This is a genomic window from Parabacteroides sp. MSK.9.14, from assembly GCF_019041495.1.
GTDB lineage: Bacteria > Bacteroidota > Bacteroidia > Bacteroidales > Tannerellaceae > Parabacteroides > Parabacteroides merdae.
This window is the reverse complement of sequence record NZ_JAHPXO010000033.1, coordinates 31,810-53,819: the sequence shown is the minus strand read 5'-3', so window position 1 is coordinate 53,819 and position 22,010 is coordinate 31,810. Positions and strand designations below refer to the sequence as shown.

Here is a 22,010-nt window from a genome sequence, read left to right as displayed (position 1 = left end):
GTCTTACGCATTATGTCATGGCGAAAGGGGAGGAGAATGCCCGGTTAGTGACTGCGAAGGCTTATCTGAAAGCTTTGGAAATGGTAAACGAGCGAGAAACGAAAGCATTCATTATCCGCCAACTTCAGATGTTGGGAAAAGATGAATGCATAGAAGTATTGGCTTCTTACCTGAATGACGAGGCGTTGAGCGGTCCCGCTGCCCGGGCACTGGCTGCCAACGGTAGCGAAAAGGCAGGGCAGGCATTGGTTGCAGCCTTGAAGATGCGTTCCGGTTCTTCCAAAACACAAAAGGATGTGATCCGTGCGATTGCCGATGCCCGGGTGAAAGAGGCGGAAACGCTCCTGTTGACATTGCAGGGAGCAGCCGATCCGAATATGCAGAAAGAGGTTTTGTATGCCTTGAGTTGTGTCGGAGGTTCTACCTCTTTGCCGGTCTTGGCGCAAGCAGCCGAAAATGCCGGTTACACGATGGAAGTGACTGGTGCCAACGAAGCCTATATCGCTTTGCTGAAACGATTGGTCCAGAGTGATCGTGATGCGGTGATGAAAGCTGCAAAGAAATTGCAGAAAGCAGCGGCTAAAGCCGGACAGGAGCAGACGCGGGAAGCAGCCTTGCAGATACTGTTAGCAGCCGAGGAACCGGCCAAAGTATCCAAGATGATCATCGCAGCCATGAAAGATCCGAGCAAGAACTACCGGAACGCAGCTTTGAGCTACGCTTCTGATTTTGCAGATAAGGAGCTGTATATAGAACTTATGAAAATGGTTCCTAAAGTCAAACCGGAACTGAAAATAGATATCCTGAACTGGATCGGACGTGAGGCCAAGAAATCTGCCAAACACGACATTATCCAGAATCTGGAAATACGTTTCGATCTTCCTGCCAAGCAAATCCTGTTGGAGCAGCTCGGTGATGCGAACTTCGATGTGAAGCAGGCTGCTGCTTGGACATTGGTAAAGATCGGCGATAAGTCCTATATCCCTTCATTGGCCGAATTACTGAAGAGCGATGACAAGCAAGTTGTCTTGCTGGGACAGGATGCTTTGGCCGCCTTCCCGGGAGATATTGACGGGGCAGTGGCGAAAGCTGTCTCTTCTGCTGCCAATGCGGGAAAAATAGCAGGATTGGAATTGTTGGCCATGCGCAAGGCTACTGCCAATATCAATACCGTACTTGATCAGATACAGATAGGCTCTCCAGAAGTGAAAGCCGCGGCTTATGTGGCTTTGAAGGATGTGGTGGGAGAACGTGATATAACCAATATGTGTGGTATGCTGGAAACGGCAGACGCATTGGCTGTTCCTCCTATGCAACGGGCTGTTATTTCGGCATTGTCTTCTCTTTCTGCTGCCGACCGGGTCGAAACGGTGACACGTCGTATGTTGCAGGCCGGCAATAAAGATTATTTGTATTATCTGGTGTTGGCTTCTACCGGACAACCGGATGCGCTGGCGACGGTCGTAAAAGGTTTCCGTTCCAATACGGGTGTCAAAAGGGATGCAGCCTTCGAAGCCCTGCTGAACTGGAAAGGTATTGAAGTGGCAGACGAATTATACACGATCTGTAAGGAAAACCCATCCTCCAATTATTTCGACCCGGCTCTCACTACCTATGTGAAACTGGTGTCCAATCCTGCATTTACAGGTGAAAACCGTCTGTTAAGCTTACGTAAGGCAATGGAAATTGCTAAAACAGATGCACAAAAGATCGCAATCCTGCAACAGATTGAAAATACCGGAACGTTCTTGGGCATGTTGTATGCCGGCGAATTTCTGGATCAGAAACCTGTACAACAGGCGGCCGCCAATGCAGTCATGAATATTGCTTTGGGTAATAAGGAGTATATGGGGGCGAATGTCCGTACCCTGTTGAATAAGGTGATGGAGGTGCTCGACAATCCGGATGCCGGCTATCAAAGGGAAGCAATCAAGAAACATCTGGCAGAGATGCCGCAAGGTGAAGGATTCGTTTCTTTGTTCAATGGCAAGGATTTGACCGGCTGGAAAGGTCTGGTGCAAAACCCGATTGCCCGTGCGAAGATGAAGCCGGCACAGTTGGCCAAAGAGCAGGCAAAAGCCGATGAAGTCATGCGTAAAGGCTGGAGCGTGGAAGACGGTATGCTGATATTCAATGGCAAGGGGGACAATCTGTGCACGGAAAAGCAATACGGAGATTTCGAAATGTATGTAGACTGGATGCTTGATCCGGCCGGTCCTGAAGCGGATGCCGGTATTTACTTGCGTGGTACGCCTCAGGTGCAGATCTGGGATACTTCGCGTGTCAACGTGGGAGCACAAGTCGGTTCCGGCGGATTATACAACAATCAGGTGAACGAAAGCAAGCCGTCGAAAGTGGCGGATAATAAGCTGGGTGAATGGAACAGTTTCTATATCAAGATGGTCGGTGACCGTGTGACAGTCGTGCTGAACGGAGAGAAAGTCGTGGATGATGTGATCCTGGAGAACTATTGGGATCGTAAACTTCCGATCTTCCCGATCGAGCAGATTGAATTGCAGGCTCATGGCAGCAAGGTCTATTACCGGAATATTTATGTAAAAGAACTGGAACGTAAGGAACCGTTCAAACTGTCGGCTGAAGAAGAGAAGGAAGGTTTCAAGGTGCTGTTCGACGGTACGAATATGCATGAATGGACAGGTAACACTGTCGATTATACTCTGGAAGACGGTTGCATTTCTATGATACCGAGCAAGAGCTACGGTGGAAATTTGTATACGAAAGACGAGTATGGCAACTTCGTATACCGTTTCGAATTCCAGTTGACTCCGGGTGCTAATAACGGTGTCGGTATCCGTACCCCGATGGAAGGGGATGCCGCTTATGTCGGTATGGAAATCCAGATTCTGGATTGTGAACATCCGATTTATAAGGATATTACTCCTTTGCAGCATCACGGTTCCGTTTATGGAATTATCCCGGCTAAGGCGGACCATCATAGCGCGTTCAAACCTGCGGGTGAATGGAATTATGAAGAAATTGTGGCCGATGGCGATAACATCAAGGTAACGGTCAACGGGGTGGTCATCATGGAAGGTAATATCCGCGAGGCGACAAAGAACGGTACTGCCGACCATAAGGAACATCCGGGCCTGTTCAATAAGAAGGGACATATTGGTTTCTTGGGCCATGGTTCTCCTGTCAAGTTCCGCAATATTCGTATTAAAGAGTTGAAATAACGCTCCCTTTACTATGTAGTAGAGTGAAGGTGTGTCGTAATGAACGATGCACCTTCTTTGTTCATCATCGCCTATAAAAGTCAGTAAATTTTCTTCAAGCTGTGATCTTTTGAAGATTTCTTTGATTGCCACCGGAAGTTGCGTACCATCTCCTCCGTCGTTTCCAGCAGCACGCCTTCCAAGGCGATGATTTTCGAGTCGTCCTTCTGCGTCACGTAACGTATGCAGCCGCCGAACGAGTGGTCTTTTCTGATCTTTCCTATCATGACGCTATCCTCCTTCAGGTCTATAATCGTCTATGATCCGTTTCAGCTTTCCCAGCAACCCGTCTATCAGCAGCCTTGTCCTGTAAAAGCTTGTCTGATGCGAGAGCTTTGTCAGCTAGTCCAGGTTGTTCGCCATTCCCGCCAGGCTGCGCAGTAGCGCGTTCTCTTCAGGCGTATGCCTTGCAGTTACGGTGGCCGCTAGACTCCGGCTGGACTTTCTGGCCCTGAATCTGAGAGCCTCGTAGCTGACGGAGGAGAACTTCACTGTCACGCCTCTGGTCAATTTACGCGGCCTGCCCAATGTCAGACGGCCGCGTTTTTTCTTCATCTCATTCATATCCTTTGTCATATATTTTTCTTTTTCGTCCGTACTTCTTTCATTTCAAAATCTGCGACCGGCGGGAGTAGATTTACCCTCTCTGCAACCGCCGAGCGCGGGGAGCAAGAGTTTTCGAGAATCCGGAAACATAACCTTGCTATTACTTTGCAGTAATAATGACCGGTTTTCATTACATATCAACCGATCACGACACATAGCTGTGTCAAAGTCATGAGTTGATTCATTTTCTCCACCATTTCGTGCAAATACTCGTTTTTGTTGCAAAAAAATATTTATTCAGGTAATTAGCTATTAATGAAGTGTTTTTTTACTTGTTGTATTGTTGACACAGCTTTTCCCGTGAGCTTCGCCACGTTCCGAACCGAATAGCCTTTCTTTAACAAGGCGATCGCCTCCCGGTATTCCTCTTTCCTCTGCTCGTCCGTTTTCCGGCTTCCCGGCCTCCGTCCCAACCTGCCCCCTTTCTGGATATACAACTCCCGTCCGCTGTTTAGGCGGTCAATGATCCCCTGGCGTTCAATTGCGGCCAGTTCCCCCAATAGGGTAGTGATCAAAGAGGACAAGGGATTTACCGTCTTGTCCGGCCGTAATGTTTCCAGATTCAGATTTTGGATATACACACATATCTTATGCGTATGCAGCGTATCGAGTGCCTTTCGGATCTCCAGGGTGGAACGCCCCAGGCGTGAGATCTCGGTCAGCAACAACATATCCACCCGGTTCTGCGGATTTGTGCAGTATTCCAGGCAACGGCTTAACACTGGACGTTCGATATTGGCCTTTCGTCCGCTTATCTTTTCCTCAAAGACCGCTGTCACCTCGTACCCCCGTCCGGCTGCGAACCTTTCCAGATCAACGACCTGCCGTTCGGTCGATTGCCTGGCCGACTGCGAGCTTACACGTGAATAAATAACCACATTCATCCCTTTTTCTTTTATTATTCCTTATCTATTGTTTTAATCACTTATCCACCTCTTTCAAAGGCGGCATGATTTCCTGATCTATCCAAAAAAGAAATTCGCGAATCAATCTATAATTACTATCTTTGTATCGTAATGCTTGGTAAAGTCTCTGTTGTAAAAACACGTAACCAAGTTAATAGAAAGAAAAACGGCACAAAGTATATAATAATCATTTCTGGACATATGCCTCTTTAAAAACCGGAGCGCCAAATACAAATGACTTTCCACCGTACGTTGCGGCATTTGGATCTGCTCCGCAACTTCTTTAGCCGTCAGCCCTTTTATATAAGTAAGGATAAAAACTTCACGACGCTGCGCTGGCAGGTGTTCCAGTAATTCATACAAATGACGATAAAAATCCTTAACAGAAAGTTCCTTTATAACAGAATCATCACCTTTCAATAGATTCTGATAATCTTCCAAATATTTCTCGTAAGTATGAGAATGGTATTTTTCAATCGAGAGGTTTTTCTTGAAATAGTCCAGACAACGAGTATAAGCGGATTGAAAAAGATAAGAATGGAAACCATCACTGACATATAGCTTTTCACGGTTTTCCCAAACATACAGAAAAACATCCTGAACAATATCCTCCGCTGCTTTTTGCTCGACTATAGAAGCAACATAAGCCATTATCCGGGGATAATAGTAACGGAAAACACTATTAAAGGCTTCTCTATTCCCTTTCTTTAGTTTATACAATAAAGAAATATCGAACATATTACTAGCGATTTAAGACCATTCAATCAACATTTCATTTGCGAAAATAATGATATTTTCATAAACCTTATTATTTACAAGCATTTTTTTGCAACAGTCCACTCATAAGACAAAGGATATTATAACAGGTCAGTAATCACAGCCGCCGGAATATCCAGCTTTGAGAAAGCGAACATCTTTTTCCCCAGATCCTTTAACGAGGCTCCGATATGATACACGTCCGTTTCATCAACGATCAGGAAACGATCGTGACTGTCCCGGTACATCCTGATGTCGATAGGCGGGTACTGGCTGTTATGCCTGTCAAGATCAAGTTGGAGTTGCTGCGTGATACGCTGGGTGTAAATGGTGGCCGAGACACCGACGCTGCGTTTACTCAACATGAGCAAGACCGTTTCGTCCACATAGTTGTCGATAAGCACGATCGAACGCCTGGCCGACTTTACCAGATCGGTGGCGAACTTGTACGCATCGAAAATCTGGCCGTTATAAAAAATGCCTTCGACCGGGGGCAAGGCAGTACGCACGAAAAAATCTATCTTCTCGGTATGTTGAGCGACAGTCCTTTCAAGTTCTGACAAACGTTTATTAATGGAATACCCTTTTAAAAGATAGTCCTTTAAAACCTTATTCGCCCATTGCCTAAATAAAATACCTCTTTTACTATTGACACGAAACCCAATGGATATGATCGCATCCAAATTGTAATAAGTCAGATTGCGCATCACTTGCCGTTTGCCTTCCTGTCGAACTGTTCGGAAATCCCGAACAGTTGAACTCTCCTCTAATTCTTTCTGATCATATATGTTTTTTATATGCTCGCTTATATTTGCTTTGCTGGATTGAAAAAGATCCACAATTTGTGCCTGTGTCAACCAAACGGTTTCATCTTCCAGCCTCACTTCCAACCTGACCGCTTCATCCGGCTGGTATAATATGATTTCTCCCTGTTCCATTACTTACCTTTTCTTAATTCATCAAGCCTCTGCATCGCACCGCTGAACTTCTCACTAAACATCATATCATCGGGCAAAACAAACCAGGTGGGAATACCTCTCGACTGTGGATTACCTATACATTCATCTTGCCCGTTCTGTTTGCGGTAATCGTCCCATTCACTATAAGCGATGTTCCAACGAATACCTAATTTATAGGTATTTTCCCATTTAATAATAGCCAGTGAATATGCTGGATCATCTTTGCCGTCATAAATCACTTCTACAACTTCAACCACCCCTTTAGGAGAATTTATAAACTTCGGGTTTTTGATTTAATTATGTCGCCTCGAAAGGTGTCATGGCTCTTTATGCAAGGTTTCATGATTAAATACTACCTATGCGAAGCGGAGGGTGGAGATTTTATCGTGAACCGTTGGGCTTTGACCTGGCATACAAGAAAGACATGACAAATACTTTTGCGGCACAATTCATATCAGGTAGCGAAAGCGGATGTGCTAATACAGGGAAGAGAAGATCTCGTATAAAAGGTTGATGGCTTATAAAAAAAGGGGGGGCAGCGAAAAGAAAAATATGCCGTAGAATATTTTCTCTTTTCGCTGTACAATAGGGATCGGACTATTTTATGAAGTCTGAGAGAAGGTTTAGTTTAGTCCATTAGCCTATATATATGCTAAATCAAAGTAAACTATATTTAGGCAGACATATTTGCCTATCTATAAGTTTTTTCCTTATCATTTGTATAGACTAAAGAATGCTTGCTTTTCTTTTGGTTGTAATGGCTCTTGGAAGCTCAAATGTAATTGTAGGACGAGGAAAAAATTTTGGAAGGAAGCTGTTCAAGAAATCCCGATTATAAGCAAGTGCAAGGAAAGAAACAGAGTGAAAACAAAAAATCAGGAAATGCCTTTAATTGATGATTTTGTTTCTTGTTTGTTTCTCAATTAAAATCATAAATTTTACAATATATTGATTATTAAATTGTTATGTGTATTATTGGGGCGATTAAATTTAATTACCGAATTTAATACGCCTAATTGATTATAAATGTGAATTTATTCGTAAGTTTGTAACTGTTTTTAATAATACAATTGATATGAATGAAGAAATGATTGGTACGCTGGCCGGAAAAATCTGGGCAGTCTTATCTGAGCAACCAATGACCGTTAAGGAATTGAAAACTATAACCAAACTGAAAGAAGCAGAAATCTATGCAGCTATCGGCTGGTTGTCAAGAGAAGGAAAAATGACCGTTACCCCAAAGGGAAAAGATTTCGTTTACTCCTTGAACTAAAAATCCCAATTCGGAAAAAGATGTATTGATGTTTTGTTGTCGGTATTACCGCTCATTTCCTCATTGCGTCTTTTTTTTGTTGACACCATATTCTTTGCAGTTGCATCCGTTCCTTTTTAGCCACTCTCCCAATATCACCCTATGGTTCAATTCGTTGTAACCTCCTGAAGATACCAGGCAGATTTTGCCGCCATAGGATAGAAGTTTCAAAATCAGGTTTGACATATCGTTGCAGCGATCCAGCTGCTTGATATAAAGCATCCGGAACAGATTTTTGCTTATGGTCCCGTTCTGTAAACCTTTTATAAGGAAGGGTAGGGGAGCCAGTTCAGGCAATGTGACTCCCGTATATGATTTGGGAGGATTGGCCTCTATCGAGATAGGGACAAAACTGTATTTCTCCAGAATATTGATACTCTTGTAACTACATGTCTTGAATCGCATGGCTTATTGTTTTTTAGTTAGACATATTCCAGTTCAAATACACCTTCGACAATCAACTGTCTGTAGTAGTCCTGGGTATAATTTTCAGGTTTGCCGATTCCGTAGGCGTCAATAATCTCTTTTTTAATTTCATCGTCTAAGTCATTATAGTCGATTTCCTCGATACGAAAAAGGTCGAAATCCGCTTTTGTCTGGAGTCCCTTCTTCGCTCTTTGGATAATCGTGGCAGCGTTCGGATGTTGTGTGTCCGGAATCATGCATTTGGGTTCCAGGTAAATGAAGCGGTCCTTACCCAGATGGACACAAATCTGGCAGTTGCTTGCATCCGTGATTTCGGCTTCACCGTGTGTCAGAATCTTGTTCAGGTTGGTCATTGATATGTGATTGCTTTTCACCCCACGATAAATCTTACAAAATGCATCTTCAATCACGTCTCTGATTTCGTCATGTTTGCATTGGTTAATCTCCAGTTCCTTTGTCCAGAAGTCAAAAGAAAAGCTAGCCAACACGTCACCGCCATCGGCTGTGTTGCAAACCGTCACGTCCATAAAATCGACAGTGCCGCTCTGTACATGAACCAGATGGCCATAGTACACGAATGACTGGTTGTTGGATTCCTCTTTTCTGGTAATTTTATTGATAAGTCGGGTCAGCCAGTTATATTTATTCTTTTCCATTGTCTTTATTATTTTCAGTAGTGGTGGACTCTTTTATATAATCACGGATTGTTTGAATATCTCTAATTTCTATCTGTCCGGTGCAGACCTGTCCTTTTCGGTTAAGGTATTGGATGAATGCCCTTCCGTTTGCCGGATTCGGGAAAGAAAGAATGGCAAACTTCTTGCCGTTGGCCAGTAACCAGAATATTCTGGGAGAAACCCCCTTCCTGGCAGAAACATTAGCACCCGTTTCACTGGAAAGCATCTTGCAAAGAGGTGTGATTACCAACTTCTGAATCAACGAAGATTCGTTGACCTTTTCCGGCATCGGATTCAGACCCATCATGAATGTACGGGTGGCATTACGGGAACGTGATATTCTTTGGGCAAGTATTCCAAGGTTTTGCTTTATATTCATATCTATATAATCTATTGATTTTCTTAACTATACAAAGATAACTATATCTACTGAGGATCAGAAATTATCCGGTCTTAATATAATTCTAAACCTTCAAACCATACTATTCCATTATAGCGGCCACTATAAGAATGGTAATGATACCCAAAAAGAAGGGTATTACTAACAATTCAACCTGAAAAAATCAAATTTGAAAAATTGTTGACAATGATACAGTTGGTCATGACCTTCCACTTTTAACATTTAGCTTGAATGGGAATGTAATGAATTCGGAAATCACAAGTTTGCATAGATGGATATATATGCGGTATAAACATACAGATAAGGGAAAAGGGAACGTGGGTGCGTTCCCGGAAGTGGTGGAGGAGATTCTGTTTCTTGCTTGAGAGGAAGAAAGCGCTTAAATAGAATCAGAAGAGAGCAAAAAGAAATTAAATAAAGAAAAAGGGGAGAAGAGTAATCTATTAAAAAGGGTTCCAATCCATAAATCCAAATTTCAAGGGGGAAATCTAATTTGTGAACCGCAAAAATGGCAAAAGACAGCGTCCGGAATTTGCATCCAATCCCGTACACTGTCCTCTGTCCTATTCATTCAGCCTTTCCTGAACAGTTGGGATGTCCGGAAGATGGCCCTTACATTATTGGGAGGGAGAATCAGGTTGTTAAGCGGTAATCCTATAGTCTTGGCGAAAACTACACCTCTGACGGAACCGTATGCCAGTGAGGCGAACTGTGCAAGCAAATCAGCCGGGGCAATAAGGCCTTCGTGACTTTTCATCGCTTCTGCCGAGTCGGGCTCTATACCAAAATAAGATGCTAAATCCGCTTTCAGCAGGATACCGTTTTCTTTTGACAGAGTAACGGACACTGTGCAGCACATCACATTCTCCTCAAAATCATAAGAGAACCGGAATTTGTTTGCGACTTCAATGTCTTGTCCATCGTCCATATAGTTCTCAACAAATGTGGCAAACTGGATGAGATCCATGTTGATGAACTGGTATAATATCTCTTTGTGCATATCAGGAGAACATTGTATGTGCGACAATGGATGAATAGGGGACGGAACGTCTTCTTGCTGTGGTAGCGGCAGTGGCACCCTCGGCATATCGGTTCGTGGTGAATGGGCGGCAGACAGTCCTGCTCTCGTATTCCACAACCGGATGATTGTCTTCCATAGTAACTTCAATCAGACTATGACCAATGGCATTCTCTATCTTGCTGATTGTCTTCAATCCGAGGTTTTCCTTACCGCTGAGAATTTTGGTCACCTGGGCGGGTGTCACTCCCATCCGTTCGGCCAGTTCACTTTGGAGGATGCCTTCAGTCCGGAGAATACGGCGTAACTTCAATGCCAGTCTTTCGGAGACGGCAAGCCATTCACGGTTTTCCTTGCGGAATTCGATGTCCTTCTTTTCCTCGTCTGTCATCGGGCGGGACATCTGCTTGAGTTTCTCTACATTGAATTTCATATCTTCCATTTTTATATGTCTGCACTGTCTTCAATGCCGTTCGCTTTCAGATAGTTCAGTACGTTGTCTATTTTGTTGAACACCTTGTCTTTCAGTACCGGGGAATTCTGTATGGTATCTCCCAGCTTGATTCCTCCATATACTATCAGATAACAGTTTGGTCCCAGTTTTATCGCATACAAGCGGAGCAACGACGGGCGGTTTGTGCCATACGACTTCATGGGTTCCAAAGTCCACAGACATTTGTATTTGCCATCCAGGAAGTGGAAATATTCATCAAAACTAGGCTTTTCGCCCACTTTCATGTTGGAAACAAGTTCTTCAATATATTCTTCCAGCTCTTCCGCTTCATCAAGGATCTTTTGGGCGGATGCTTCAGGTTCATTGGGGTCTAATCCTGCATCTTTTCAGAAAGGGGTGTCTATATGGACTGCATTATCCGTGAAAAACTTCTCCAGATAATCGAGGTCGTGCCATTCCTTGAACACACGGACATATTCATTCAGGTCTTCTTCATCAAACTGTATGCTGTACAGCCAATTCTCATATATTTCAACAATCTCCAAGATTATTCTACTTTTAAGTTGATTGAATTTATGCAAGAGTAAATATTTTATCGGAATATACCAAATAAAGCCCGGAGCAATTTACCTGTGGGTAAAACATTGAAAAATGTTCCGACGGGAATGAATCTGTTACTGTAACTATTACAGCTTTATTCAAAGCTGTTTTATAACTAGGGCTATAGATGCAGTTCTGGTTTTATGGTATCGGATGATGAATGTCGGGAATATTCAAGGGATACACCTTATCGGTAGAATAATAGTACCATTTATTTTTTGTATTGTACTTCGCAAAATTGCCTCTTGAAATAAATTAGTCCGAAAAATGGAGAAATGCGAGCGAAAAAAAAGATACAAATCTATTTCCAGAAAAAAAAAATAATTATTTTGTTTCCTTTTCCTTTCGTTTCTTTCTTCTGATTTTAAAATAAACAGAACGCCTAGTAAACCGAAAGGAAGAACAATAACTAAATTTACTAGAAGTGCTATGGATACACATGTACCAACATGCATAAATGCTGTTGAAAAACTATCAAAGAATGAAAAAAGTATAGCTAAGAATGTTCCTATAATAGTTATTGCTATGCCTATGCAAATCAGATGTAATATATCTAAAATTAAATCTTTAATGCAGTATATATAATCTTCCTTGTCCATATCTAAGTTCTTAAGATACTAATTATTAATGCGAATCAGCAGTTGAAAACATCTTCAGATTCTTGATTTAAAAGTTTGTAATTCAGTTAATTATCTCATTATTTTATTTTGTAATCTCCTTGAAAATCAGTAAATTAGAAGAATAAAACCACTCATTTTTCTAATTATGATTCCCAAGGAGAAAAAGTTAATACTAATAGGTTTGTATATGTATATCTGTGATGTCCATAAGTCTTCTCTGCGTTTCCACTGCCAGAGATTCAGTAACAATTCCAATCCTGAGTTTACGGATGAGGAGGTTCTTACCATCTATCTGTTCTGCGGGTACTGCCAGAGATACTTCAACATCAAGGAGATACAAACCTTCGCTAAGGAGTATCTGTCATCATGGTTTCCAAAATTGCCGTCTTATCAAACGTTTTGCGTACGCCTAAATATGCTTTCAGAAACATTTAAGGTGCTGGTGGAAACCATGATACAATCATTCAAGCCCAAGGATTGCGACTCCATTATATCCATTGTCGATTCTATGCCGATAGTGACCTGTAAAGGGAAAAACCGAGAGGGGAAAGTAGCTACGGAGATAACATCAAAAGGGTATTGCTCCACTAAGAACATGTACTACTATGGCATGAAACTGCATATGGTAGGACAGCGTAGGGAGGGAACCTTACCTTTTCCGGAAATGATAACTCTGACACCGGCTTCGGACAACGACCTGACCGTATTCAAAAGCGAATGCGTGCCATACCTATCCGGAAAGACGGTGCTTGCAGACAAGATTTACAGCGATTTCTCTTTCTTTAATGAGAACAATCCGGTTAAAGTGCTTACTCCGCATAAAGAGATTAAAGGGGAACCGGAAGTTCTCAAACAGAGGGAGAAAGCTGCAAGAGACCTTTTCTCGCAAGCCGTTTCTAAAGTCAGACAACCTATCGAATCCTTTTTCAACTGGCTGAATGAAAAAACAGAAATTCAAAGAGCATCTAAAGTAAGAGCTACCAAAGGGCTGTTGGTACATACCTTTGGAAAGTTGGCTATTGCTCTACTTACATTTGTTAATTTTTAATTTTTGAATCAGAAAGCCAACTGCTGATTCGCATTAATAATTATGAAAGTCTTTTCAATGACAAATCACCCGAAGATGCAGAAATAATCATGGCACGTTATTACTTGGAAGAAGATGCTTCTGTTGTAGATTTTAATGAATTGGTCAGAGTCATGCCAAACTTACCGATCGATGAAATTATCAAAGGAAGTAAAAATGGGATTAATACATTAAACCCAGAAGTACAGACTTTTGATTCATGGGGACGTTATTGGCCTACTCAGGATTTGGTTGACCAATACCTTGTCACGGATGAAAAAACAGGTGAAGCGAAAGTTTGGTATGAATCTTCCCAAATTAAAGATAATATCGATTTCTTAAACACGACTGGATTAGAAAAAGGTTCAATCGAAACATTTACACGTTTTGACGGAGAAAAGAGATATATTCCAACATCTTTGGACTTGACTACCAGCCGTGGCGACTACCCATTAATCACCCATAATCTATACATAAAAAACAGCTCACCCCGTGATATAACGGATCTCATGTATATGAACCGAGATAAACGTATGGATGCTACAATTGTAAGAGACAAGACTTCATTATTAGGTGAATATTTGGAAATGAACATGGGAGGAAATGCCTCACAAGGAATACGGGCTAATGAAAACGGAGCATGGTATACCACAGCTACAGGTTATTACTGGAGGAAATATATCGTACCTCATGATCCTCTTTTAGAGAAAGTCAATTTCCATTATGTGATTGTAAGATTAGGAGAAATGTATATGAATTTGGCGGAAGCTTACTTATTAAAAGGAAATATACCGGTTGCTATCAAAGCACTGAATGAAACTCGGGTGATACACGGAGGACTTCCAGGATCTACAGCCACCACTCTTGAAGATGCTTGGAAAGATTACATCCGTGAAAGACGTGTAGAAATGGCATACGAAGAAGCAGATATCTATTACAGCTATCTTCGTTGGGGTAAATATGGCTCTTACAGTAATTACGGAAGAGAACCTGGAGATGTCATCAAAGATTTGAATGCTCCTATATATAAAATCTCTATCACAAGCGATCGCAAAGCAGCATGTATCAATCAACTTACCTTATTGAACAGCTGGAATCGAAAGTTCACAACGAAAAGATATTTATTCCCGATACCACAGGGAAACATCGACACCCGTGCGGCCAGTGGCATTATTGATAAACAAAATGAAGGTTGGTAATTATTAAACAATTAAGTCATGAAAAAGATATTTTATAGTTTGTTATTAATCCTGTCTGTCATTTCTTTATCCTCCTGTTTGGAAGGTAATTTGGACGAACTTCCGTTGTATGAAGAGGCCGAAATTGCATCTGTCAGCACAGTACGCTACCGCTATATCAGTGATGAAAAGAGTCCATCTTCTGATGAATTTCTTGTAAAAGAAGTAGACCTGAGTTATACTTCAGATATCGATTCCAATGCAGGAATCGTAAATATCTATGTTACAATATCAGAGGAATTTCCGACTGATCAGTTGAATAAATTATCAAAAAAAGAACTCGTCATTGCCGTTGCTCTCTCGACGGCAGCTCGTATGATGCCAACTAATGGCTCTCCGAAATTAGGTATTCCTGGTGATTGGAGCAAAGCCAATACTTATGTAGTCGAGGCTGCAGGAGGTAAGAAAAAAGACTGGATCATTGAAGTTGTCAGTTTAGAAAAATAACATACAATACAAGAAATACGATAAAAATCAGAGGAGATTGTATCTAAAAGCCATAAGTTTTTAGATACAATCTCCTCTGATACGTTCAATAATTATAATTCATTAGATTATACTATTCATACATTTCTCTTTTTCAAAAGAAGTGTTTGAGATACCGGCTTCTTGCCGAATATAACGAATTGATAACTTTTATGCCATAGGTTTAATCGTTCTCCATGACGCGGATCATGTCGAAGTAGAAACCGCCTGCGACTTCGGCACCCTTTTCGACCGTGCCGGTGGCGATGTCGTAGATGTAGATGACAGCGTTTGCATCAGCTTCAGTGTTCACGCCGATGTAAGCCTTACCGTTGAAGATGACGCTGCGTTGTGAGAATCGTCCTCCGCTATAGGCAATCTCCTTACCGTTGTAGGCGAGGCGTGTGCGCTGGCCGGTGGCGAGGTCGACGATAGAGTAGTAGTGGCTGTAGCTGTCGATCTTCGTGCCTGAAGCATCGTTACGTCCGTAAACAAGAGCCTTGCCGTTTCCGAGGTATTGAGCGGTCATCAGTTTGCCATCGGCATCCGGGTAACCATTGTAAGAGGCGTCAAACTCATATTCACCGGCATTGATACGAAGCAGAAGTCCGCGTTCGATATCTTCATCGGCAAAAGCGGCGAGGTAAAGGTTACCGGCTTCGTCATACATCACGCAGTTTTGCATCAACTCGCCGTAAGCACTACCGGCCATTTCGCTGTGGACAGGGGAAACAAGGTTTTGTTCCACTTCCATTGTTTCCGGAGCGATCACGGCAGTACGGAAGTTCGGTTCGTTTTTACTATCCATCGAGTTTGTCCCTTGCGTTTTTCCGTAATAGAAATAGAACAGTTTGTTGTCAGCCTGACGGTAAGTCAGGATACCGGATGATGTCAGTTTGCTATAACCTTCCGGAACAGAGATGTTCAACTCGCCTTCATCGATAATAGACATGTCGGCCGTGTTCAGTTTTGTCCAAATCACACCCGTCTTTTTACCGTTGGCAGACATAATCAGCAGGGTGTTGTCGTCCAACCAAGCATGGGTATAAGAACGTACTTTATAAACATTTCCCTTGAACGGACAATCTTTGATCACGACAACTTTGTTATCCTTGATTTGATACTTCACAAAGCGGTTCTCGTCCGACGGAATCTGGTAATAGTACTTGCCTTTTGAGATACATTCCATCGCATAATCGTTCAGCTCCGTACCTTCGCCCGTAATGGTGATTACCCCCATATCGGCAGTCAGCTTGCTGATGCTGTTGACCACGGTCGTATTCTTGGAACTCATGCCGCCATGTTTGCCTACGGTCAGGAAGAGGTCGAAGTGGTATTTGCTTTCGTCAAACGCAGGTGTTTCTTTTGTCACCGTGACGTTGCAAGTGGCTGTGAAACCGCCATCGTCCGTCTTAGCGGTGATTGTCGCCGTTCCTTCGGCAACCGCCGTAACGACACCTTTATCTACGGTGGCTACGCTTTCATCCGAGCTGCTCCATGTCACCGTCGCGACTGTGGCGTTAGACGGGACTACGGCAGCCGTCAACGTGCCAGTCGTTCCTTCTTTCAATTCCAATGTCTCCGGACCGACCGAGACACCGGTCACCGGGACTACTTCCACTTTGTCGTCGTCATCGCAAGCCGTGAACGCAAAGGAAGTCAGGGCTACCATGAACGCAAACAATGCAAATTTGATTTTTTTCATTTCTCTTTGTTTTTAGTTATTCAAATATTAATAATTACATATTATCCGGTATCGAATCGCTTACAGAGAATGTACACATGGAGAAATGATGTCTCTATACAAGGATAAAGAATGGCATGGCTCGATGTTTTGTTGCTCTATTCCCCGAAAGCATTAAAACGATGTTGTTTTTGGCAGGTCTTCTGACTTATTCCGCCTTTGAATGCCTTCCCATCCGGCTTGCGGACAGTGGCTTGTAGCATATTCAAAGAGTTTGGTGTGGAACTTACAGCAGCGGGTCTGTCCGGGATTTGCACCCGGTTCCCTTTTTAACACCTCCCCGTAACGAACGGGTATCGTGGAACCAAAAACTTGTGCAAAATTACGTTCCCCGCTTGATTTGACAAGGGGTTAAGGCTTGTATTATGGAAAAATACCTATAAGTAGGTATTTTACTACTACAGAGAACATCCAATCTATAAATTTTATAATTTTGCACCGTTTTTGGTGAAACGCCGGCTTCCTGCCGGTGTTTAAAAGGGAATCCGGTGGAAAGCCGGAGCAGTTCCCCGCTACTGTATGGTCCGTTTCGCAAGAAATCAAAAAGACCTGCATGCCACTGTTCCTCAATATCATACCGGGAATGGGAAGGCGTCTGATAGGATCGAGCCAGGAAACCTGCCAAATGCACATAGATAACTTTTGCTTCCGGGGTAAGAGGCATCTTTATTTATTTTTATTTATAGCTATATGAAATCGAAATTTTTTACTGTGGGCATGTTATGCCTGGGAGTAAGTAGTGCCTTTGCGCAAGATTTGTCCAAAGACACGTTGAGATTGGATGAGGTTGTCATCACTAGCCAGTATGTCAAACCGACCGAAGTCGGCAGGTTACCGGTACCTTTGTCGCAGGCTCCACTTTCCGTGTCCCGGATGTCAGCCCCGATGATTTCCGACCTTTCTTTGAATTCATTGATCGATGTTGCCCGTAACGTCACGGGAGTCCGCCCGAACAATTCGTATGGCGGCTTCCAGTCGTTCTACATTCGTGGTTTCAACACGTTTGTGGTAGTGACAGACGGAATCCGCGACGAACGTCATAACTTATATGCTTCAGCCCCCAATACAACCTTAGCTTCGATCGAAAGCATCGAGATACTGAAAGGAGCGGCATCCGTCATGTACGGGCATTCGGCACTCGGCGGGGTCATCAGCCTCGTACACAAGCAACCGACATCTGTTCCGCGAGTAAATGCGCAAATGAGTATAGGCAGCTGGGGGCGCTATTCGATCCAGGGAGGTGCCGGCGGCAACATTGCCCGGGGCGTCAATTTCAGGACAGACTTCTCCATGAGCGGAGGTGAAGGATGGAGACACACGAACGATCGGGCCTACAATGCCTATTTCGCCTTGAACTTCCGCCTTAGCGATTATGACAAACTGAACTTTTCCGTCAGTGCGAAAAACGACCGTTACGGGACGGATACCGGACAACCTCATGTCGACAAGGATATTTATGATGCAGACGGATCGGTGGTTTACCGGCCGGGCGATCTTCCGGAAGATTTCGACCGCCGTACACGCTACAATGACCCCTTGGACCATCTTGCAGACAAGGACCTGACTGTGTCTGCCAAATGGACGCACCAGTTCACCAACCCGGACTGGAGCTTGTCGGACTATCTCTCCTACTACTATGACGATCTGGATTATTATGCTTCCGAGAAGTTGACGTATCTGACATCTTCCGATCCCATATACAACCATTATTATATGAATGGAAACACCAAGACATACATAAGCCTGGATTCCATACAGCGTGTCGGTTACCAGTTCGCATACAAGGTCAGCCTTTTACAAAATCAATTGGAGTTGAAAGGAAAATTCATGACCGGAGAGGTCAAGCATAACTTCTTGGGTGGCTATTCTTTCTCATCCCTGTACACCCCTCGCTATACGGCCAATTATGCTGCCGATGCAACCGGTCCCGGGAAAAACGCACATCTCTCCGTCGTCGATCCTGTCTTGAACCAAGGCGACTTGAATCTGCCTTACCAAAAAAGAAACTTGGCTTGGGAATATATGCATGGCATTTACGTGCAAGACTATTTGAATCTGACAGACCGGTTATCGGCATTGCTAAGTCTGCGTTATGACCGTTACGACCGGACTTACCAACAGGCTTATACGAAAGACAAAGTCGTAACCTCCAAAGACGAAAAGGCGCATATCCATGACAATGCGTTGACCTATCGTTTCAGCCTGCTTTACCAGTTCACGGATGCGTTCAACGTTTATGCTTCGACCAGCAATTACTTCAAGCCGACACGTACGGTGGCTTCGCCGGGATATGTCTATATCGGCAATGACGGCAAGGTGATCGAACCCAGCGGCAAGAACGTGTTCAGTCCGGAAAAGGGATACCAGTATGAAGCCGGATCGCACATAGCATTTTCAGACAAGTTCAATGCCAACATCTCCGGATTCTACATCCTGCGGAAGAACATGGTTCAAAGCTTAGGGACAAAAGACGGGCAAACGATTTCGGGACAGGTAGGAAAAGCCGATTCTAAAGGACTTGAAGTGGATATCAACACTCGCCCGTGGCAGCAGTTTAACATTAATGCCGGATATACATTCACAGTTGCCAAACTGAAAGAATACGCGAAGAATGACTATGCCGAGAACACACAGGCCGGCAATTACTTGAATCTTGTCCCGAAGCACATGGCTTACGGATGGGCTTTTTACGACTTTGACCGCTCGCTGAAAGGGTTAAAGTTAGGAGTAGGTTTCAATTATTCGAGCAAAGCGTATGTCAACACTGCCAATACATTGGAATTCGAGCCTTATGCCATCGCCAACGCAATGGTGGGATATTCATTTAAAAACTGGAAGTTGCAAATGAATATCAACAATATCTTCGACAAGAATTATTATATGACTTCCGTCAACACGATCGGCTTCATTCCGGAAGAAGGACGCAATGTGAAGTTTACGGTTTCATTTGACATGTAGAATGAAAATCCATCGTTTATTCATAAAAACGCACAGGATACTGGGGATTTGCCTCAGTATCCTGTTCCTTATGTGGTTTGTCAGCGGCATTGTGATGATGTATCATACATACCCCCGTGTCGAAAAGGAACAAGCCTTAGCGTTTGCCGAAGACATTGACACGGTCCTGTTGCCGATACAAAATCTGGTGGAAGAGTTGCCGCTACGAGACCCGGTGAAAAGCATCAGCCTCAACAAACGTGCCGGAGAAAACGTCATTCGCATTTCGACAGAGGAAGAAGAATTCCTTTTGAATGCCCGGACAGGGCTTCCCATAGGCAAGTTTTCCTCCGGGCAATTGCAGCAAATTGCGAATCGATGGTCTTCCGGGGATGCGATGCTGAAAGATACACTCAACGAGATCGACGTTTGGCTGATCGGTGCATATCCGTTCAAAGATTTCCCGGTTTATCATTATTGTTTCCCGGATGAAGAAAAGGGAGAACTTTATTTGTCGTCCAGGACAGGAGACGCTTTGCAGTTTACGACATGGAAGTCACGTTTCTGGGCTTGGGTCGGGGCTATCCCCCACTGGATTTATGTCAAGCAGTTCCGGGCACACGGGCGTCAACCATGGAAAGACATTGTGCTATGGGTTTCAGGAATCGGTATTTTGATGACGCTTTCCGGAATTTATGTCGGTATCCGTTCTTTTCGGATAGCCCGGAAAAAGCATCACACAGGAACTCCATACCGGAAAAGGCTGTTCCGGTGGCATCATCTGGCCGGCCTTTGTTTCGGATTGTTCACCTTGACGTGGATATTCAGCGGGTTTATGTCGTTGGCTCAAGTGCCGCAATGGATATCGAAAGTCCACGAGCCACGCAATGTCCGGGATGAAATAAACGGTTCGTCGTTGGCATTGGATGCGTACAGGCTGGATTGCCAACGCATATTGGAACAGGAGGGGATCAAGAATCTGACTTGGACAAGTTTAGGAGGATACCCTTGCTACAAGGTAGAAACGGAAAAAGAGACTTATCTTGTTGATGCAACCATACCGTCAGAAGTCCGCCGGTTGGAAGTGGACGAAACCTTCTGCCGGGAAATGATGCAACACATTCGGGGAAAAGAGGTTCCTGTCGAAGTCTCTTTGCTGACAGAATATGACAATTATTATATCAGCCTGAAAAACGCATTGCCGTTGCCGGTCTATAAAATAAAAGTCCGGGATGCCGATAAGAGTTGTTACTACCTGGATCCGGTAGACGGCAGTTGCCGGTATTTCAACGAGAATACCCGATATCGTGTCTGGATGTACAAAGGATTGCACTGTTTCAGCACAGTTTTTTTTGCCCGGCACCACACGCTAAGGGATGTTTTGATGTGGATCTTGCTATTGGGTGGATGCGTCTTGTCGGTGACCGGAGTGATCCTCTCAATTCGCTATGTGAGTCGTAATTAATTAAAATGTTTTTGCCATATGTCTATTTTAAATCGTTTCAGTTTTTTGAAGAATGCCTTCAATTCAGTTTTAAGGGTGTTTTGTTTATTCTGCATCTTGTCACAATCCGTGCGGGCAGAGGGTAATTTTATGGAATCCGATCTGTTCGGTTCCTTGAAAGACGGTGAGAAAGGTGCCGTGCTTGTCGTACATTTCGGGACAACCCACGAAGATACGCGTGCCAAGACCATAGATGCCGTCAACAAGAAGATAGCTGAAGCTTTTCCGGGGATTGAGGTCCGCGAGGCTTGGACATCTCGTATCGTCATGCGTCGTTTGAAAGCGCAAGGCATACAGAAGATGAATCCGGAAGAAGCGCTCAAGCAGTTGAAAGCAGACGGTTATACCCATATCCTGGTCCAACCCAGCAGTATCATAGACGGGATCGAGACGGAATCGTTGCGTAAAGATATTGCAGCACAGCAACAAGATTTCAAAGAAGTACGCTTGAGCATTCCTTTGTTGTACAGCCCGGACGACTATGAGGCGGTGATAAAAGCCATTACCACTCAGCGAGGCAAGGAAGATGCTGTTCTGTTGGTCGGACATGGCACTTATACACCCAATACGGCACAATACGCCATGCTGGATTATATGCTGAAGGCAAAAGGATTCGACCAGTGGTTCGTCGGGACCATAGAAGGGTATCCGTATTTTGACGATGCATTGTCACAGATCCGGAAAAAAGACTGTAAAACGATCCTACTGATGCCGTTCTTGTTTGTTGCCGGCGAACACGTTAAAAACGACATTGCCGGCGACTGGAAAGAAGAGCTGGAAAAGCAGGGATATCACGTAGATGTACTCATGAAGGGACTCGGAGAGAATCCGGCCATCCAGGATATCATCGTACAACATGCACGTTTCAGTGCCACTCACCAATCCATGGATATCGCAAAGAAGAAAAAAGAATATGCACAAGGCAAAGAAAAATATGAATAGCTTTATCAAAAGCTATTCATATTTACCAGATTTATAAAGTAAAGCCCTAAAATGAAAACAAGAGCTAAACAAGTGCAAATAAAACCGCTTATTTACAATTGATTATAGTGTACTTGATGTTTTCAGTTGTTTTCTTTCTTTTCAG

At 43.6% G+C, this 22,010-nt stretch carries 21 protein-coding genes, 2 pseudogenes and 2 riboswitches; of the genes and pseudogenes, 8 read left to right on the top strand and 15 right to left on the bottom strand.

Going from position 1 to position 22,010, the window contains the following annotated elements; genetic code table 11:
* A partial coding sequence (locus tag KTG12_RS16315) for a family 16 glycoside hydrolase (protein ID WP_216945481.1) occupies positions 1-3,197 on the top strand: 3,197 nt, incomplete at its 5' end.
* A 125-nt stretch (positions 3,198-3,322) separates the two neighbouring features.
* On the opposite strand, the pseudogene KTG12_RS16310 reads toward KTG12_RS16315, so the two are convergent.
* The 6 genes and pseudogenes from KTG12_RS16310 to KTG12_RS16290 form a co-directional block, all read right to left on the bottom strand.
* A pseudogene (locus KTG12_RS16310) lies at positions 3,323-3,463 on the bottom strand (mobilization protein); the annotation flags it as partial.
* A 4-nt stretch (positions 3,464-3,467) separates the two neighbouring features.
* Positions 3,468-3,812, bottom strand: a pseudogene (locus KTG12_RS21825) (mobilization protein).
* Between the two features lie 275 nt (positions 3,813-4,087).
* A complete protein-coding gene (locus KTG12_RS16305; RefSeq protein ID WP_075967675.1) occupies positions 4,088-4,726 on the bottom strand; it encodes a recombinase family protein in 639 nt (212 codons plus the stop codon).
* 102 nt (positions 4,727-4,828) lie between these two features.
* Positions 4,829-5,485, bottom strand: a complete 657-nt coding sequence (locus KTG12_RS16300) for an RNA polymerase sigma-70 factor (protein WP_229101655.1) — start codon at positions 5,483-5,485, stop codon at positions 4,829-4,831.
* A gap of 119 nt (positions 5,486-5,604) precedes the next feature.
* Complete coding sequence (locus tag KTG12_RS16295; protein ID WP_122298926.1) at positions 5,605-6,441, bottom strand: virulence RhuM family protein; 837 nt, start codon at positions 6,439-6,441, stop codon at positions 5,605-5,607.
* Positions 6,441-6,755, bottom strand: a complete 315-nt coding sequence (locus KTG12_RS16290; RefSeq protein ID WP_075967679.1) for a hypothetical protein — start codon at positions 6,753-6,755, stop codon at positions 6,441-6,443. The genes KTG12_RS16295 and KTG12_RS16290 overlap by 1 nt, the downstream gene beginning before the upstream one ends.
* Positions 6,756-7,537: 782 nt before the next feature.
* Between KTG12_RS16290 and KTG12_RS16285 the strand changes: the two genes are divergently transcribed.
* A complete protein-coding gene (locus KTG12_RS16285) occupies positions 7,538-7,735 on the top strand; it encodes a winged helix-turn-helix domain-containing protein (protein ID WP_075967680.1) in 198 nt (65 codons plus the stop codon).
* Between the two features lie 60 nt (positions 7,736-7,795).
* Here the strand turns inward: KTG12_RS16285 and KTG12_RS16280 are convergent, their stop codons facing one another.
* From KTG12_RS16280 to KTG12_RS16245, 8 genes are all read right to left on the bottom strand, one after another.
* The gene (locus tag KTG12_RS16280; protein WP_075967681.1) at positions 7,796-8,179 is read right to left on the bottom strand and encodes a hypothetical protein; all 384 of its coding nucleotides are present in this window, start codon (positions 8,177-8,179) and stop codon (positions 7,796-7,798) included.
* 17 nt (positions 8,180-8,196) lie between these two features.
* Positions 8,197-8,856, bottom strand: a complete 660-nt coding sequence (locus tag KTG12_RS21820) for a hypothetical protein (protein WP_075967682.1) — start codon at positions 8,854-8,856, stop codon at positions 8,197-8,199.
* Complete coding sequence (locus KTG12_RS16270; RefSeq protein WP_216945480.1) at positions 8,843-9,256, bottom strand: glypican family protein; 414 nt, start codon at positions 9,254-9,256, stop codon at positions 8,843-8,845. Before KTG12_RS16270 ends, KTG12_RS21820 begins: the two co-directional genes overlap by 14 nt.
* A 592-nt stretch (positions 9,257-9,848) precedes the next feature.
* Complete coding sequence (locus tag KTG12_RS16265; RefSeq protein WP_075967684.1) at positions 9,849-10,277, bottom strand: hypothetical protein; 429 nt, start codon at positions 10,275-10,277, stop codon at positions 9,849-9,851.
* Position 10,278: 1 nt separating this feature from the next.
* On the bottom strand, positions 10,279-10,728 hold the full coding sequence (locus KTG12_RS16260) for a helix-turn-helix domain-containing protein (protein WP_167369896.1): 450 nt from the start codon (positions 10,726-10,728) through the stop codon (positions 10,279-10,281).
* Between the two features lie 11 nt (positions 10,729-10,739).
* A complete protein-coding gene (locus KTG12_RS16255; protein ID WP_075967686.1) occupies positions 10,740-11,033 on the bottom strand; it encodes a hypothetical protein in 294 nt (97 codons plus the stop codon).
* Between the two features lie 102 nt (positions 11,034-11,135).
* On the bottom strand, positions 11,136-11,294 hold the full coding sequence (locus KTG12_RS16250) for a hypothetical protein (RefSeq protein WP_167369897.1): 159 nt from the start codon (positions 11,292-11,294) through the stop codon (positions 11,136-11,138).
* A 228-nt stretch (positions 11,295-11,522) separates the two neighbouring features.
* Complete coding sequence (locus KTG12_RS16245; RefSeq protein WP_075967687.1) at positions 11,523-11,948, bottom strand: hypothetical protein; 426 nt, start codon at positions 11,946-11,948, stop codon at positions 11,523-11,525.
* 208 nt (positions 11,949-12,156) lie between these two features.
* Here KTG12_RS16245 and KTG12_RS16240 point away from each other — a divergent pair, with 208 nt between their 5' ends.
* The 3 genes from KTG12_RS16240 (at position 12,157) to KTG12_RS16230 (ending at position 14,720) form a co-directional block, all read left to right on the top strand.
* Positions 12,157-13,017, top strand: coding sequence for a transposase (locus KTG12_RS16240; protein ID WP_122334247.1), 861 nt, complete (start codon positions 12,157-12,159; stop codon positions 13,015-13,017).
* A gap of 89 nt (positions 13,018-13,106) precedes the next feature.
* Entirely contained in the window at positions 13,107-14,234 is a 1,128-nt protein-coding gene (locus tag KTG12_RS16235) for a RagB/SusD family nutrient uptake outer membrane protein (protein WP_216945479.1), read from the top strand.
* An 18-nt stretch (positions 14,235-14,252) separates the two neighbouring features.
* Positions 14,253-14,720 carry a hypothetical protein gene (locus tag KTG12_RS16230; RefSeq protein ID WP_122334235.1) on the top strand — a complete coding sequence of 156 codons (468 nt, stop codon included), beginning with the start codon at positions 14,253-14,255 and terminating at the stop codon, positions 14,718-14,720.
* A 202-nt stretch (positions 14,721-14,922) separates the two neighbouring features.
* Here KTG12_RS16230 and KTG12_RS16225 read toward each other — a convergent pair whose 3' ends face one another.
* Positions 14,923-16,443, bottom strand: a complete 1,521-nt coding sequence (locus KTG12_RS16225; protein WP_122334234.1) for an Ig-like domain-containing protein — start codon at positions 16,441-16,443, stop codon at positions 14,923-14,925.
* A gap of 154 nt (positions 16,444-16,597) precedes the next feature.
* Positions 16,598-16,806, bottom strand: a riboswitch (cobalamin riboswitch).
* A gap of 104 nt (positions 16,807-16,910) precedes the next feature.
* Positions 16,911-17,123, top strand: a riboswitch (cobalamin riboswitch).
* 49 nt (positions 17,124-17,172) lie between these two features.
* Here KTG12_RS16225 and KTG12_RS16220 point away from each other — a divergent pair.
* Genes KTG12_RS16220 through KTG12_RS16210 form a run of 3 tightly spaced genes read left to right on the top strand, consistent with a single transcriptional unit; the run spans position 17,173 to position 21,865 of the window.
* The gene (locus KTG12_RS16220) at positions 17,173-19,440 is read left to right on the top strand and encodes a TonB-dependent siderophore receptor (RefSeq protein ID WP_122298849.1); all 2,268 of its coding nucleotides are present in this window, start codon (positions 17,173-17,175) and stop codon (positions 19,438-19,440) included.
* A gap of 1 nt (position 19,441) precedes the next feature.
* Positions 19,442-20,884: a PepSY domain-containing protein gene (locus KTG12_RS16215; RefSeq protein WP_122298847.1), complete on the top strand. Its 1,443-nt coding sequence runs from the start codon at positions 19,442-19,444 to the stop codon at positions 20,882-20,884.
* A gap of 45 nt (positions 20,885-20,929) precedes the next feature.
* Complete coding sequence (locus KTG12_RS16210; protein ID WP_371745148.1) at positions 20,930-21,865, top strand: sirohydrochlorin cobaltochelatase; 936 nt, start codon at positions 20,930-20,932, stop codon at positions 21,863-21,865.
* Positions 21,866-22,010: the final 145 nt, after the last annotated feature.

What these genes read in the sequence shown, in the direction of transcription:
- KTG12_RS16305 (WP_075967675.1), bottom strand. Translation starts at nt 4,726, where the DNA reads ATGAATGTGGTTATTTATTCACGTGTAAGCTCGCAGTCGGCCAGGCAA.
- KTG12_RS16300 (WP_229101655.1), bottom strand. Translation starts at nt 5,485, where the DNA reads ATGTTCGATATTTCTTTATTGTATAAACTAAAGAAAGGGAATAGAGAA.
- KTG12_RS16295 (WP_122298926.1), bottom strand. Translation starts at nt 6,441, where the DNA reads ATGGAACAGGGAGAAATCATATTATACCAGCCGGATGAAGCGGTCAGG.
- KTG12_RS16285 (WP_075967680.1), top strand. Translation starts at nt 7,538, where the DNA reads ATGAATGAAGAAATGATTGGTACGCTGGCCGGAAAAATCTGGGCAGTC.
- KTG12_RS16280 (WP_075967681.1), bottom strand. Translation starts at nt 8,179, where the DNA reads ATGCGATTCAAGACATGTAGTTACAAGAGTATCAATATTCTGGAGAAA.
- KTG12_RS21820 (WP_075967682.1), bottom strand. Translation starts at nt 8,856, where the DNA reads ATGGAAAAGAATAAATATAACTGGCTGACCCGACTTATCAATAAAATT.
- KTG12_RS16270 (WP_216945480.1), bottom strand. Translation starts at nt 9,256, where the DNA reads ATGAATATAAAGCAAAACCTTGGAATACTTGCCCAAAGAATATCACGT.
- KTG12_RS16265 (WP_075967684.1), bottom strand. Translation starts at nt 10,277, where the DNA reads ATGCACAAAGAGATATTATACCAGTTCATCAACATGGATCTCATCCAG.
- KTG12_RS16260 (WP_167369896.1), bottom strand. Translation starts at nt 10,728, where the DNA reads ATGAAATTCAATGTAGAGAAACTCAAGCAGATGTCCCGCCCGATGACA.
- KTG12_RS16255 (WP_075967686.1), bottom strand. Translation starts at nt 11,033, where the DNA reads ATGAAAGTGGGCGAAAAGCCTAGTTTTGATGAATATTTCCACTTCCTG.
- KTG12_RS16245 (WP_075967687.1), bottom strand. Translation starts at nt 11,948, where the DNA reads ATGGACAAGGAAGATTATATATACTGCATTAAAGATTTAATTTTAGAT.
- KTG12_RS16240 (WP_122334247.1), top strand. Translation starts at nt 12,157, where the DNA reads ATGTATATCTGTGATGTCCATAAGTCTTCTCTGCGTTTCCACTGCCAG.
- KTG12_RS16235 (WP_216945479.1), top strand. Translation starts at nt 13,107, where the DNA reads ATGGCACGTTATTACTTGGAAGAAGATGCTTCTGTTGTAGATTTTAAT.
- KTG12_RS16230 (WP_122334235.1), top strand. Translation starts at nt 14,253, where the DNA reads ATGAAAAAGATATTTTATAGTTTGTTATTAATCCTGTCTGTCATTTCT.
- KTG12_RS16225 (WP_122334234.1), bottom strand. Translation starts at nt 16,443, where the DNA reads ATGAAAAAAATCAAATTTGCATTGTTTGCGTTCATGGTAGCCCTGACT.
- KTG12_RS16220 (WP_122298849.1), top strand. Translation starts at nt 17,173, where the DNA reads ATGAAATCGAAATTTTTTACTGTGGGCATGTTATGCCTGGGAGTAAGT.
- KTG12_RS16215 (WP_122298847.1), top strand. Translation starts at nt 19,442, where the DNA reads ATGAAAATCCATCGTTTATTCATAAAAACGCACAGGATACTGGGGATT.